Origin of the sequence: Methylobacter sp. Wu8, from assembly GCF_036440755.1 — a bacterium.
GTDB classification, from domain to species: domain Bacteria; phylum Pseudomonadota; class Gammaproteobacteria; order Methylococcales; family Methylomonadaceae; genus Methylobacter_A; species Methylobacter_A tundripaludum_A.
In genome coordinates this window covers 24,972-39,203 of record NZ_JAZGVT010000048.1, presented here as the reverse complement: position 1 = coordinate 39,203, position 14,232 = coordinate 24,972, and the positions used below count along the sequence as shown (strand labels likewise).

General features: G+C 47.8%; 12 protein-coding genes. 6 read left to right on the top strand and 6 right to left on the bottom strand.

Annotated elements, in window-relative coordinates; all coding sequences use genetic code 11:
* Nucleotides 1–53: 53 nt before the first annotated feature.
* The 6 genes from V3O24_RS05150 to hpnH all read right to left on the bottom strand — a co-directional run bounded on the left by V3O24_RS05150 (nt 54) and on the right by hpnH (nt 5,541).
* Nucleotides 54–587, bottom strand: a complete 534-nt coding sequence (locus V3O24_RS05150; protein ID WP_331306474.1) for a hypothetical protein — start codon at nt 585–587, stop codon at nt 54–56.
* Between the two features lie 3 nt (nt 588–590).
* Complete coding sequence (locus tag V3O24_RS05145; RefSeq protein ID WP_331306473.1) at nt 591–1,115, bottom strand: hypothetical protein; 525 nt, start codon at nt 1,113–1,115, stop codon at nt 591–593.
* Between the two features lie 122 nt (nt 1,116–1,237).
* Nucleotides 1,238–2,386, bottom strand: a complete 1,149-nt coding sequence (locus V3O24_RS05140) for an HPP family protein (RefSeq protein WP_104423968.1) — start codon at nt 2,384–2,386, stop codon at nt 1,238–1,240.
* 312 nt (nt 2,387–2,698) lie between these two features.
* Complete coding sequence (locus V3O24_RS05135; protein WP_104423969.1) at nt 2,699–3,679, bottom strand: VacJ family lipoprotein; 981 nt, start codon at nt 3,677–3,679, stop codon at nt 2,699–2,701.
* Between the two features lie 11 nt (nt 3,680–3,690).
* On the bottom strand, nt 3,691–4,308 hold the full coding sequence (locus V3O24_RS05130; protein ID WP_104424083.1) for an ABC transporter substrate-binding protein: 618 nt from the start codon (nt 4,306–4,308) through the stop codon (nt 3,691–3,693).
* 123 nt (nt 4,309–4,431) lie between these two features.
* Nucleotides 4,432–5,541 (bottom strand): adenosyl-hopene transferase HpnH, encoded by a 1,110-nt coding sequence (gene hpnH / locus V3O24_RS05125; protein WP_331306472.1) that lies wholly within the window; start codon nt 5,539–5,541, stop codon nt 4,432–4,434.
* A 478-nt stretch (nt 5,542–6,019) separates the two neighbouring features.
* On the opposite strand from hpnH, the gene V3O24_RS05120 reads away from it, so the two are divergent.
* From V3O24_RS05120 to V3O24_RS05095, 6 genes are read left to right on the top strand one after another with little or no spacing between them, the layout of a single operon-like run.
* A complete protein-coding gene (locus tag V3O24_RS05120; RefSeq protein WP_331306471.1) occupies nt 6,020–7,120 on the top strand; it encodes a phytoene/squalene synthase family protein in 1,101 nt (366 codons plus the stop codon).
* A gap of 11 nt (nt 7,121–7,131) precedes the next feature.
* Nucleotides 7,132–9,090 (top strand): squalene--hopene cyclase, encoded by a 1,959-nt coding sequence (gene shc / locus V3O24_RS05115; RefSeq protein ID WP_331306470.1) that lies wholly within the window; start codon nt 7,132–7,134, stop codon nt 9,088–9,090.
* Nucleotides 9,087–9,806, top strand: coding sequence for a phosphorylase (locus tag V3O24_RS05110; protein WP_104423973.1), 720 nt, complete (start codon nt 9,087–9,089; stop codon nt 9,804–9,806). Before shc ends, V3O24_RS05110 begins: the two co-directional genes overlap by 4 nt.
* Before the next feature lie 5 nt (nt 9,807–9,811).
* Entirely contained in the window at nt 9,812–12,451 is a 2,640-nt protein-coding gene (locus tag V3O24_RS05105; RefSeq protein ID WP_331306469.1) for an MMPL family transporter, read from the top strand.
* Nucleotides 12,452–12,467: 16 nt separating this feature from the next.
* The gene (locus tag V3O24_RS05100; protein WP_331306468.1) at nt 12,468–13,859 is read left to right on the top strand and encodes an aspartate aminotransferase family protein; all 1,392 of its coding nucleotides are present in this window, start codon (nt 12,468–12,470) and stop codon (nt 13,857–13,859) included.
* A 13-nt stretch (nt 13,860–13,872) separates the two neighbouring features.
* Nucleotides 13,873–14,229, top strand: coding sequence for a copper resistance CopC family protein (locus V3O24_RS05095; protein ID WP_331306467.1), 357 nt, complete (start codon nt 13,873–13,875; stop codon nt 14,227–14,229).
* Nucleotides 14,230–14,232: the final 3 nt, after the last annotated feature.

Sequence of the window (14,232 nt, the reverse complement as noted above, 5' to 3'; positions counted from 1 at the left end):
TTAAGCTTTTCTTCGTGAACTTCGTGTCTTCGTGGTTGATCATTCAAATTTAATTATTGCCGCTGAATCAAATTCAGCGTCCTTTCCGGCAGATTTTCCGTAGTCTCACCTTCCAGATGCAAGCGCGCATCTTCATGGACGGTCGTCATAAACCGGATTAGCTGCATCTCGTGCTGCATTTTCTGTTCAAAATCCTCCGCTTCCCACATTTTATTCAGCAAATATTTCGCATGATGATGAATGGTGAAGGCGACCGCCTCAGGCAGATGGGTATAGCTGGCCTGAATTGAAGATTTGAGCTGATCCAGCGCCGCCAGGTACTGTTTATAATCCTTAACATCCTGCTTGCACTTGGTCCTGAACATCGACAGTTCGGCGTCATGTTTGGTCTTCAGCAAACTTATATCGTGCTCCAGCTGTACGCTTTTCTTTTTTAATTCGGCTTCCAGGGCTTTTTCGGCCAGGACGCGGGCATGCTTGAGCTTGGTCTGGTCGCCCTGATTAGCCAGCCGCCATTTCAGGTTTTTATCTTTAACCGAATGAAGCAGACTAACCGCATTTAAAACCCAGTTTTTTACAAGAGTCATAGGCTAAACAAGGTCGGATATTTGTTGCTGCAATTTTAACAATGCCTCGATGTCCTGCCGGTTGCGATGGCGGACATTGTCTTGTTGCAGTTGCCGGTAAGTCGTTTCCGGCAATTTGGTTTTATTCGACAACAGATCCTTGTCGATGGCTTTGGACAACAACCGGATGTGCTTGCGGTTGTTAAGCTTTAACAGGCGTTTTCTGCTGAGTTCATTAAAATACTTTATTTGTTTTGTTTTGAAATAAAACAAGCGCTTAACCTGATCTTGTCTGGCCTGCCTAAACCATAGCCGACGCTGTACCCGCTGTTTGGCCGAAAAATAATCCACAACAGAGAGGACGGTTATTTTAACAACACCTAATAACCCGGCGATTATCAACACCGTAAACGCGCTTAACAGCATCGCAGCTCCCAGCATGGTTAATGCACCCGGCAAGCCGGACACGGCCAACCACGACAACAGCTCTACCAATAAAAACACCGGTAATGAAGCCAGAACCAACAACAGGGAAATTCTAATAATCAAAATAAACGCCGGAAACTAAGAAATCTGCCTTTGTAGAGGTACTGAGTATTGTACTTAACTTTTATCCCGACCGGAAAAATCAGCAACACGGCGCATCTTCAGTCATCGAAACGAGGTCCCCGCTATCCCTGACTGACCACCGCAGCCAATTGTTCATCATAAAGCGCGGCGATTAAATTGGCCTGATAAACCATGCCTACCAAGCGATTTTCACCGTTGACTATCGGAATCTGCCGATAGCCTTGGGTAGACATCAATGAAACAAGGTCGGCGATATGGGTGCATTCAGGCAGCACGACAACCGACCTGCTCATCATGTGACCGACCGACTCCGGTTTATCGGTCGATATATCCGGGGTACGCCGTATAAATGCCCGGAATTTATCCTGAAACCTGTCATAAGGTCTCAGGTCAATAAACTTAAAGAAATCATTCCAGGTGATAATGCCAATCACCCGCCTGGCCCTGTCAATAACCGGCATCGCCTTGAGTTTTTGCTTATGCATGATATTCCAGGCTTCCTCGACTTCCGTCCCGTATTCGACGGCCGGCACATCCCTGAGCATAATGTCCGCACAGGTAATGCAGCCCTTAAAGCGCTTAAAGCTTCGCGCCTCTGCGTCGGCAAGCAGTTTGCGCAGGTCTCCCGACGAAACATCCATGAACATGTCCATGCTTTCCAGCGCCAGCGTCAAATCCTGGTCCGAAATACCGGTTTGCTGGGTAGATTTATCAATAGCATCCGCACCGGGAACTGTTGGATATTGATGCCGCAACACCCAGCGATTAATGACTATCGCCATCGCCAACAGGATCAGCGCATTCAAGCCCACCGGCATTAGGACAAAACCGTAACCCAAAGAAGTATCGAACAGAATCGGTGCAATCGCGGTCGCAGCACCGGGAGGATGCAGGCAACGCAGCAACAGCATCGCAAAAATGCTGCCGCCAACGGCACATGCCGAGGCTGTTGCCGTATCGGCAATCCACTGGGCGCATGCGACGCCGATAATAGCGGAAACCAATTGCCCGCCAAAAAACGGCCAAGGTTGCGCCAACGGACTGTGCGGCATAATAAACAGAATAATCGCAGAAGCGCCCATCGAGGCAACGATAACGGGCTGAGCCAAGCCCATGCTTAATTTCTGCGTAAGCAAAGCCATAATCAATATGGCGCTGAAACCGGAAGCAACAGCAAGGAGCTTGCCTTTAAAACTTAAGTTTACCGGATCAACAATAAGAAAACGAAGGAACCGACTGATATTCACCATTAAACTAGACTACCTCGTGCATTGAAAACGTTCTCGGCCTGGACCTGGACCCAAGTATGCGCCCTTTGGCAAGTGACCGTATTTTATTAATGGAAGATTTTACCGGCAGGCCAAAGCGGGCGGTGAATTATTCGAATAAAGACTGCAACGGCAGAAGAGCCGATTTTGTGAGGTGCTGGATTTTATGGCCGGAAAAGAAAAACTAATGGATTGCGAAATCGATTCTTTATTACCTTATTAAGACGAAAGGCGCAAAGCGAAAAAACAAACTCCCGCTCTTCTTTGCCTTTCGCCTTATACCGCTCGCGGTTTTTACCTACGCTTTTTTGATTTTCTAAAGTTATCTACTTTGGTGGCGGCCTCTTCAAACGACTTGGCGGTATCGTCAAACGATTGGGCGACGCTGCTAAATGACTGTGAGACTTGCTCAAACCGCTTAGTCTCCGGGTCCAGACGCAGAGCAAAACCCGGCTCGTTACTTGAGACTGCATCGCCAGACGATTTTTTCCCCGAAGCTTCGCCTTTGTCGCCGCCCAACTCGTCTTCAAAACCGTCTACATCCGAATACGCCTCAGCCTTTCCGTCCGTCGCCAGGTTATTACGCCATTGCAAGAAGGATTCGCGCGTAAATACATAAGGGTCTAACGCGGCTTCATCGATGAATTTCAATGCGCCTTCCGCACTGGCTCGCGCATTCAACATAGAGACCAATTGCACCGGCAAACCTACATAACTGGAAGGATTTGCCGCCGTATCAAATACCGCCCCCGGGATACCGCGAGACGTTGACGGGCCTAAAAAAGGCAACACCAAATAAGAGCCTTGAGGCACACCCCATACCGCTAAAGTCTGATCAAAATCCTCTTCATTTTGTTCCAGTCCCACATGTTTAGCCACATCAAACAGGCCACCCAAACCTACTGTGGTGTTGATCGCAAGCCGCCCGGTATCTTCAGCGCTTTGCGAAAATTTAGCCTGTAAGACATCATTGATTACCACATTGACATTCTTCAGGTTATTAAAGAAGTTGAACACACCCGTTTGCATAAATTGCGGGGTTATCCATTTATAGGCATTTGAAATAGGCTCAGCTACATAATTATCAACGTGATCATTAAAAACAAACATTTTCCTGTTGAAGTTCTCATAAGGATCAGTCTTGTTCGCTACGGTTGGCTGGTCAACGACTTCTGTTGTCGCACAGCCGCCCAACGCGATGCTGGCCCCAATCAGTATGCTTGAAAATGTGTGCCGCATTTTAATGCTGCGTTTGCCATTGCATGGTCTGTTCATTGGCATAAAACCTACTGTTTTGAATAATTATCAATTTTTTCGTTAATCTTGGCCATTAAAGCATCAAAACCTTCGCGCTGTAAGATGGTGGTGTATTCCGATCTTTTCAACGCCAAATCGCTCACACCATTGGCGATAATATTGATAATCCGCCAGCTGCTGCCCTTTTCCTTTAACATGTAATCGAATTTAACCGGCTTGTCGCCAGGAATAACCAGATGAGAATGCAAAACAACGCCGCCTCTTGTCGTTTCTTCTTCCGAATCGAATACAAATGATTCACCCGAATAATCTTTAAAGTTGTGCGCATAAGAAGCGATACTTAATCGGCTGAATACGTCGACCAGCTTTTGTTGTTGCTCCTCGGATAATTTCTCCCATTCCTTACCGACAACAATGCGGGCGATTTTATTCAGTTCGTGACTGTTGGAAATAGGATCTTTTAGTTTTTCATACCTTCCGGCATAACCTAATTTTTTGCCTTCCTTCATCACATTGATCAGGTCGGCCTGAAATTTCTCTACTACTTGCTTTGCGGTTGCCGCACCTTCGTCCATAGCAAAAGCGCTCGTTGTCCCAAATAAAAAGAACGCAAATGCAATAGCTAACCTCACACTTTTGAAAACCATAATCAAAAAACCTCGAAACACCAATATGTATTTGAATCAGGCAAAAGGTGAAAAACCGGCTCCCTTTAGCCTTTAGCCTTTAGCCTTTAGCCTTTAGCCTTTAGCCTTTAGCCTAAGTAAATTTTAATCGACAATCTCTACTCTGACAGGAATGCCTGCGATAGTTGACGACAATTTTTCTTTTGCATACTCAGGCGTAGCCTCAGGCACCATCTCACCCTCGGTTTTTGGTCCTCTAAGAGATGTGAGCAATGCCTTCACCGGATGCGCCAACATATCTTCAACAGCTGTCGCCTCATAACCGCAATGCGCCATGCAACTCGCGCATTTTGGATTATTGACCGTGCCGTATTTGTCCCAAGGCGTGGTATCCAGAAGCTCCTGAAAACTCGACACATAACCTTCATCAGCTAATAAATAGCAAGGTTTTTGCCAGCCGAACACGTTACGGGTTGGATTTCCCCAAGGCGTACAATCGTAATTTTGATTACCGGCCAGAAAATCCAAATATAGCGTCGAATGGTTTAATTTCCATTTGCGGTTTTTACCGATTTTAAAAATGCCGCGGAATAAGTCCTTGACGTCGCTACCTTTAATAAATACATCCTGCTGGGGAGCATGTTCATAACTGAAGCCGGGGGCAATGGTGATGCCCTCTACGCCCAGCTCCATCGCATAATCCAGGAAATCGGCAACTTCTTGGGAGCTTTCGCCTTGAAACAGGGTGCAATTTACGGTGACCCTAAAGCCTTTGTCCAGAGCCAATTTTATGGCTTCAACGGCGCGCTCAAAAACGCCTTCCTGACAAACGGATGTATCATGCCGCTCTTGCATCCCATCCAAATGGATTGAAAATGTCAAATAAGGAGACGGCTTATAATCGTCAATTCTCTTTTTCAACAAGAGCGCATTGGTACACAGGTAAACGAATTTCTTCCGCGCAATAATACCCTCAACGATTTGCGGCATTTCTTTATGGATAAGCGGCTCCCCGCCCGGAATAGACACCATTGGCGCATCGCACTCGTCTACAGCCTGCATGCATTCTTCAAATGAAAGACGCTTATCGAGAATATCATCAGGGTAATCGATTTTACCACAGCCTGCACAGGCCAAATTGCAACGAAACAACGGCTCAAGCATCAGTACCAAAGGATATTTTTTAACCCCTTTCAACTTTTGCTTAATCAAATAACTGCCTACAGTTAACTGCTGACGTAAAGGAACTCCCACGAGCAAACCCTCCAAAAAACTTCGATAAACTTAATGGCGCACATATAAATATAAACGCCCTGAAACCACACACTGCGAAACGACAAACCTGTACCAATAAAGCAACAAGCCGACAATATTCACCAAAATACAACTACCTACTACTTTTGAACGGCAGAAATCAAGGCATATTGACAAGCCTGTTATATAATACAATCGCTTATCTATTGTTGACTAGAATACTATCTTTTAACTGACGACTCCAGTTTTATAGTGTGCATGTGCAAATATCGACGTAGAGCGCCACTTATTGCCATCAACATAAATATGACAAAAAATCATATAACGAATTGTTTTTAACTATAAAAAACAATTTTCAACGACTACAGGGTTATCATATTTGCAACAAAACAACATTGCTTTGCAAAATACCAACAAACAGTCTATTATTGCCTGCAATTACCCTAAATTAAACTTGTAGGCCGGCATTAAAAATATCATGAGTGAAACTCAAATATCTCTGGATAACCCAAAATCGCTCAGCCAATGTTCTGACGATGAATTTCAAGCTCTCTTACTTGAGGGTGTCTCCAGAACATTTGCGCTGACCATTCCCCAATTGCCGGAAAAGTTATACGGTGCAGTCGCCAACGCTTATTTGTTATGCCGTATTGTCGACACCATAGAAGACGAAGTCTCCCTGTCCCCCGAACAAAAAAAATATTTTTGCTCCGAGTTTATTCAGATCGTAAAAACCGGCATCAATTCAGAGCCGTTTGCCGTGGAACTTGCACCATTGCTGTCCGCTCAGACGATTCCCGCGGAGCACACCTTAATTCATGTATTGCCGCGAGTTATCCAAATCACCCACAAATTTGACCCCGATCAAATCGAGGCGCTGGCCACCTGTGTAGAAACCATGGCTGAAGGCATGCCGATCTTCCAAGCCCAGGATCTGCATGGCGGCCTTGAAACACTCGCCGACATGGACAGGTATTGCTATTACGTTGCCGGTTGCGTCGGTGAAATGCTGGCCAAGCTTTTTTGCCATTACTCACCGGAAATTGCACAACACAAAGAGGAATTGCTTACCCTTTCGGTGTCCTTCGGCCAAGGTCTGCAAATGACCAACATATTAAAGGATATTTGGGACGATGCAGGACGCGGCGTTTGCTGGTTACCTCAGGATATTTTCACCGAAACGGGGTTTGACCTTAAAAAGCTGACACCGGAAACTAATGACGAAAGCTTCAGAAAGGGCTTGGAACACTTAATCGGCATTGCTCACGGCCATTTGCATAACGCGCTGAAATACACGCTGTTGTTGCCCTGCCATGAGACCGGTCTCCGCAACTTCTGTCTTTGGGCATTGGGTATGGCTGTTTTAACCTTGAAGAAAATCAAGCAAAACCTGGATTTTACCGATTCCGATCAAGTCAAAATCACCCGCAACAGCGTTAAAGCGACTATTTTAGCGACCCGATTAACAGGACGTAGCAACACCATGTTGACCTTACTTTTCAACCTGACAAGTCGTGAACTCAAAACGCCCGACTGGACATATTCAACACCATCCTCAAAAGCCAAGATAAAACTTTAAGGACGTAACTTATGTTTAATGAAACCAATTCAGAAATAAATACCGGCAGCCACATTTCGAGTTCATCGAGCACTGTTAATAATTATTCATTGGATCTCAATCGAGCCATTAACAAAGCGCAGGATAAATTATTAAGCCTGCAGGACAAAGACGGTTATTGGGTATTCGAACTGGAAGCCGACTGCACGATTCCATCCGAATACATCATGATGATGCACTATCTGGGTGAAATTGATGAGCTGCTGCAGGCCAAAATAGCCAACTACTTAAGATCACGCCAATCCGAAGACGGCAGCTACCCGCTGTTTACCGGCGGCCCCGGCGACATCAGTTGCAGCGTTAAAGTTTATTACGCGTTAAAAATGACCGGCGATGCTATCGACGCGCCGCATATGGTCCGTTTAAGAAGCTATATCCTCAGCCAGGGCGGAGCGGCAAAAGCCAACGTCTTTACCCGTATTGCGCTGGCGACCTTCGAGCAATTGCCTTGGCGCGGTGTTCCGTATATTCCTGTCGAAATCATGCTGTTCCCCAGCTGGTTTCCGTTCCATCTGGACAAAGTAGCTTACTGGTCAAGAACCGTTATGGTGCCGCTGTTTATTCTTTGCACTTTAAAAGCGACAGCAAAGAACCCCAACAACATCAATGTGCTGGAGCTTTTCGTCACTCACCCCGATGAAGAAAAACACTATTTCCCTGAAAGAACTCTGTTAAATAAACTTTTCCTGGGCCTGGACAAACTGGGCCGGGTAACGCGTCCGTTAATCCCGAAAAAAGCGCATGAATTGGCGATTCAAAAGGCCAAAGACTGGTTTATTGAACGCCTGAACGGCGAAGACGGCCTGGGCGGAATTTTTCCGGCGATGGTCAACGCTTATGAAGCCATGCTGTTGCTAGGCATGCCTAAAGATCATGAACATGTCGTCACCGCGCGCAAAGCCATAGACAAATTACTGGTCGTCAATGAGCATGACGCCTACTGCCAACCTTGCTTGTCCCCGGTTTGGGATACGGCGCTGGCCGCACTGGCCTTACAGGAAGCCGACAAGGCGGGCAACAGCCAAAACCTGACTCGCGCTTACGACTGGCTTAAAAGCAAACAGCTATCTGACGAGCCCGGCGACTGGCGTATTTCCAAACCAGATTTGGCAGGCGGCGGCTGGGCGTTTCAATTTGAAAACCCGCATTATCCCGATGTCGACGACACTGCGGTTGTTGCGTTTGCGATGGCGGAATCGAACGTGCCCAACCTGGACGAATCGATACACCGGGCAACCCGCTGGATAGTCGGCATGCAATCCAAAAATGGCGGTTACGGCGCGTTCGATGTCGATAATACTTACTATTATTTGAATGAAATTCCTTTTGCGGATCACGGGGCGTTATTAGACCCCCCTACAATCGATGTCAGCGCGCGTTGCGCGATGCTGATGGCCAGAGTGGCTCAGGATCACGCCGAATATTTGCCTGCGTTAGAACGCACTATCGAATACATCCGTAGCGAACAGGAAGCTGACGGTTCATGGTTCGGCCGCTGGGGTACTAACTATATCTACGGCACTTGGTCGGCACTGCTTGGCCTTGAGCAAACCAGCCTGCCTAAAACCGACCCGATGTACACCAAAGCCGCAGCATGGCTGAAAAGCGTACAACGCGGCGATGGCGGCTGGGGCGAAGACAACTACAGCTACCACGATGTAAGCCATAGCGGAAAATATCATTTCAGCACCGCATTCCAAACAGCCTGGGCCGTTTTGGCATTGATGGCGGCCGGTGAGGCTCACAGTCCCGAAGTGAAAGCGGGTATCGATTTCATCCTGCGCAACCAGAAAGCGGATGGCGTATGGAACGATGAATGCTTTACCGCTCCTGGCTTCCCCAAGGTTTTCTACCTCAAATACCACGGTTACGACAAGTTCTTCCCGCTATGGGCGCTGGCTCGCTACCGTAACGAGCTCCTCAGAAAGTGATCACCGGCATTGTTGTAGCTTTGCCGGAAGAACTCAGCACCCTGACCTCAAAAAAAATTGATAAAGGGTGCTGTGTTTTTATTACCGACGCAATCGTCCTCGTCTATGCCGGCGCTGGCCCGGACAATGCCCGCGCGGCATCTGAGTTATTGATTGCACAAGGCGTCACCAAACTGATCAGCTGGGGTTGCGCGGCCGCCCTCTGCGAAACACTAAAACCTGGCGATCTGGTCCTGACCGATACGCTGATAGATATCGAGTTGCTTGAGATCAGCATTCACGCTGAATGGCACAGCCATACCCATAACTTGCTGTCATCCCATCTACCGGTCCACACCGGCAGTTTAGCCGAAAGCAAAGGCATCGTAGCAACCGGCAGGCAAAAAAAGCACCTATACGCACATACCGGGGCAATCGCATTGGACATGGAGAGCATCGCCATAGCCAAAGTCGCCCGGAAAAACAACCTGCCTTTTTTAGCGATCCGCGCCATCGCCGATCCTGCTCACATGGATTTGCCCAAAGCCATCAATCATTCGCTTAATGATCACGGCGACATTGTTTTGCGTAAATTGTTATTGTTTATCGTGCTCAACCCTTCCGAATTACCGGGACTTATAAAACTGGGCCGACATTTTAATGCCGCCAAAAACACGTTAAAATTGATTGCCAAACAGCTCCATCATTTGACCGCATTAGCCAGCCACGAGCAATAAACAGCATGTCATCCTTTTTCAACACCCTTATTGGCTGGTGCGAACGGCAAATCATGCGCTGCCCTTGGACGCTGTTATTGTTGTCGCTATTGCTCTGCGGCGCCACGTTCGTTTACACCCTTAAAAACCTGGAAATTAACACCAACACCGCTGAAATGCTGTCCCCCGACTTGCCTTTCCAGCAGAACCAGGCGCATTTGAATCAGGCATTCCCCGAGGATGCCAATACCATTATTTTTGTGGTTCAGGCCGAAACGCCGGAAGAAACGGCTCAAGCCGCCGCCAAGCTCGCCGAGCAATTAAATAGAGCAAACGATCGCTTTGATTCCGCCTACATCCCCACGGACAATGCTTTTTTCAGGCAACAAGCCCTGCTCTATCTCAATCAAAACGATCTGGATAAACTGGCTAAAAAACTCACCGACGCCCAGCCTTTCATCGGCCACCTTGCTCAGAATTATCACCTTGAAGGCCTGTTCGGCATTATCGGTCAAGCGCTTAACCGGCATGACAACGCCTTGCCTATGGACTTGAATCCGATACTCGTCGCTATCGACGATATTCTGAAAAACCAGTTAAACGGCAAGTCGCACTATGTGTCCTGGCAAAACATACTGGCTGAAAACAAGCCGAATACCGACGATTACAAGGATGCAGGCGCGCAAACAAAATTTAACCGGACCATCGTCATCGCCAAGCCTAAAATGCATTTTAATGAAATGCTGCCCGCCGATGTCGCGCTCTCGGCAGCGCGTGAAATCAGTCACGGCATCATGGCCGAAAATCCGTCGCTCAGCATCCGCATAACCGGCGAAACCGCCCTGGAACACGAAGAACTTGAAAGCGTGACCAAAGGCGCGGCTTTCTCCGGCATGTTGTCGCTGATTTTAGTCTGCGCAGTCCAATGGATAGGTTTGCGTTCAATAAGATTACTGGTTACGACCTATGTCGTTCTGGTCATGGGCTTGATATTCACCGCCGGATTCGCCGCCGTCACCGTCGGGCATTTAAATGTCATTTCCATCACCTTCGCCAGTTTATATATCGGACTGGGGGTCGATTACGCGATCCATATCTGCCTGCATTACCGAGAAGGCAAGGCGGACGGTCTGTCAAACAGCGAAGCCATCCTGATCAGCATCCGCGATGTCGGCTCTTCCTTGTTTTTATGCGCCCTGGCCACTGCGATCGGTTTTTTTGCGTTCATCCCGACCGATTATGCCGGCGTATCCGAGTTAGGCGTTATTTCAGGCGGCGGGATCTTTATCGGCCTGATTATTTCGCTGACCGTGTTACCGGCCATATTCTGCGTTTTTCCGGTCAATAATGTAAAACCGATACGTTCGCCGTTAACCCCGGCCTTTATCATCACGTTTCCGTTCCGCTTTTCGACCGGTATCAAAATCGTATCCATATTGCTGGGCATCGGCGCCTGTTTCGTATTGGCCGATTTCACCTTTGATTACGACCCTATCAACCTGAGAGATCCAAACAGCGAATCGGTCGTGACCATTAAAGAACTGCTGAAATCAAAAACCGAATCCCCCTTCGCGCTGACCGCGCTGGCAAACAACCTTGAAGACGCCGGCAAAATCACCGCCCGACTGGAACAGCAGCCGTCGGTACATGAAGCTATCACCTTGGCGAGTTTTGTCGCCAAAGACCAGGACGATAAGCTGACAACTATTGAAGATTTGAATCTGATGCTGGGCGGTCAAATTAAAAACTTCGACAGCACTCTCAATACCGCGAACCACAACCAGCAAGCCGCATTGATTAAATTCAATGAAGCGCTGAAAAAAGCCATTGTTGAAAAGTCCCCTCATGCGCCGCAACAAACCTTGCAGCAATTGCAGCAGCGCGTTGACGCATTCGTGAATCAGGCAGACAGCACGCCTATTCCTGCCGACAGTTATGTACAGTTGGAAAAAAACATTCTAGGCCTGCTGCCGTTCACCATCGAACGCCTCCGAACCAGCTTGACCCCAGTACCGTTTGGAATGGACGACCTGCCGCGGGAGATAACATCGCACTGGGTCAGCTCCACCGGCCTATACAGAATCCTGATCACGCCTGAAAAAGATCAAAACGTACCGGAGAATCTAAAAGAATTTGTCAGCCAAGTGCAGGCTATTGATAACACCGTTTCCGGCCTGCCGATTTTTAATCAGGCCGGGGGCGTTATCGTGGTTAATGCTTTTGTTAAAGCATTTAGCGGCGCTTTCATTGCCATTGTGATGTTATTATTGCTGATGTACAGAAACGTCAGAAAGACCCTGCTGGTTATCATGCCGTTATTGCTTGCCGCTTTACTGACCAGCGCAAGTAATGTGCTGCTGGATAATCCTTTCAATTTCGCCAATATTATCGCCCTGCCCTTGCTGTTGGGCATGGGCATCGACAGCAGCATCCTTATCATGCACAGGCACCATTCCAGTGAATGTGAAGATGAAAATTTGCTGCAAAGCAGCACCACCCGAGGCATTATTTTCAGCTCCATAACGACCTTATGCAGCTTTTCCAGCTTGGCCTTCACCGCTCACCGGGGAATGGCCAGCATGGGCTTAGTATTAGCCATAGGCCTTACTTTCACAGTGATGTGTTCTTTAATAGTCCTGCCAGCTTTCAGCGGCAAAAGAATTTAATTTTTTGAGGTATCTAATGTCATTCAGTATCGCCGAACTTTTTGCGCAACATAGCACTGATAAATTTGATCTGCACGAACAGCATCTCAATAATCAAATGGTCAGAATGCTAAAAACCATCGGCTATGACCGCCATTACAAAAGAGCTGTCGGTCAATATCTCTATGACCAGGAAGGCACGGAGTATCTGGACTTGCTAAGCGGCTTCGGCGTGTTTGCGATCGGCCGGAATCATCCGACCGTCATCAGCGCGTTAACAGAAACCTTGACGCTGGAACTGCCCAATCTGGTGCAAATGGATGTCTCCATACTCAGCGGCCTACTGGCTAAGGAAATTCTAAAAACTACGCCGGATAATCTGGACAAGATGTTTTTCTGCAATTCTGGAACCGAATCCGTAGAAGCGGCGATCAAATTTGCCCGCTACACCACCAAGCGTGAAAAAATCGTCTTTTGCGAGCACGGCTATCACGGCTTGACGATGGGAGCTTTGTCATTAAACGGCGAAGAGATTTTCCGTGAAGGTTTCGGCCCCCTGCTGCCCGCTTGCAGCGCAGTTCCATTTAACGATCTTGAAGCATTGGAAAAAGCGTTAAGCAACAAAGACGTTGCCGCTTTTGTGGTCGAGCCGATTCAAGGCAAAGGCGTCAACCTGCCGGATGACAATTACTTACCGGAAGTCGAGCGCTTATGTAAAAAATACGGCACTTTGTTTGTGGCCGATGAAGTTCAGACCGGCTTGGGCCGCACCGGCGCATTCTGGGCGATCGACCACTGGAACGTTAAACCGGATATGATCTGCATGGCTAAAGCCCTGTCCGGCGGCTTTGTCCCCGTCGGCGCAGTCGCGATGACGCATAAAATCATGGATAGCGTTTTTAACCGCATGGACCGCGCTATCGTTCACGGTTCCACCTTCTCCAAAAACAATATGGCGATGGCAGCCGGTCTTGCCACGTTGCGTGTGATGGAAGACGAGAAGCTGGTGGAAAACAGCATGAAAGTCGGCACGGACATCATCGACAGCCTGAACGCGATGACCGGGAAATATGAGTTCCTCAAAGAAGCGCGCGGCAAAGGCATGATGATTGCGATTGAATTCCAGTCACCCAAAAGCCTGAAACTGAAGGCGGCCTGGGCGATGTTGGAAGCGGCCAACAAAGGCTTGTTCTGTCAAATGGTCACCATTCCTTTATTTAAGGAGCACCACATATTGACGCAGGTTGCAGGACACGGCATGAACGTGGTCAAGCTGTTGCCGCCGTTAAACTTAACGCAAAAAGACCGTGACACTATTATTACTTCATTTGATAAAGCCATTTCCGACACACATCAAATCCCAGGCTCGATCTGGGATTTAGGTAAAAATCTGGCCGGTCATGCCCTGAAAGGCAAAAAAGGCAACTAAGTAGGAAAGAGTCATGAAAAAAATCATTTCGCTGTGTTTATTATCGTTAACATTGAGCCAATCTCATGGGATCTTCGCCCACGCGGTTATCACGGATTATTCATTAAAAATCACGCCCATTCACGCCAACCGGCCGGACAAAGTGGAGCTTAGTTTTAACTCCAAGATCGAGTTGGGACTGTCTCAGGTTTTTCTGGTCAGTAAAGGCGATAAGCACGAATTACTGCAAGTATCCAACGGCAGCAAACAAGGCCAAATTATTATTCATATTCCGGCGTTGGGATCCGGTGATTATGCGCTCAGGTTCAAAGTCTTTGCTGCCGATGGTCATTTAACTGAAGACGTCATCCATTTTTCCGTTTCACAATAGGTT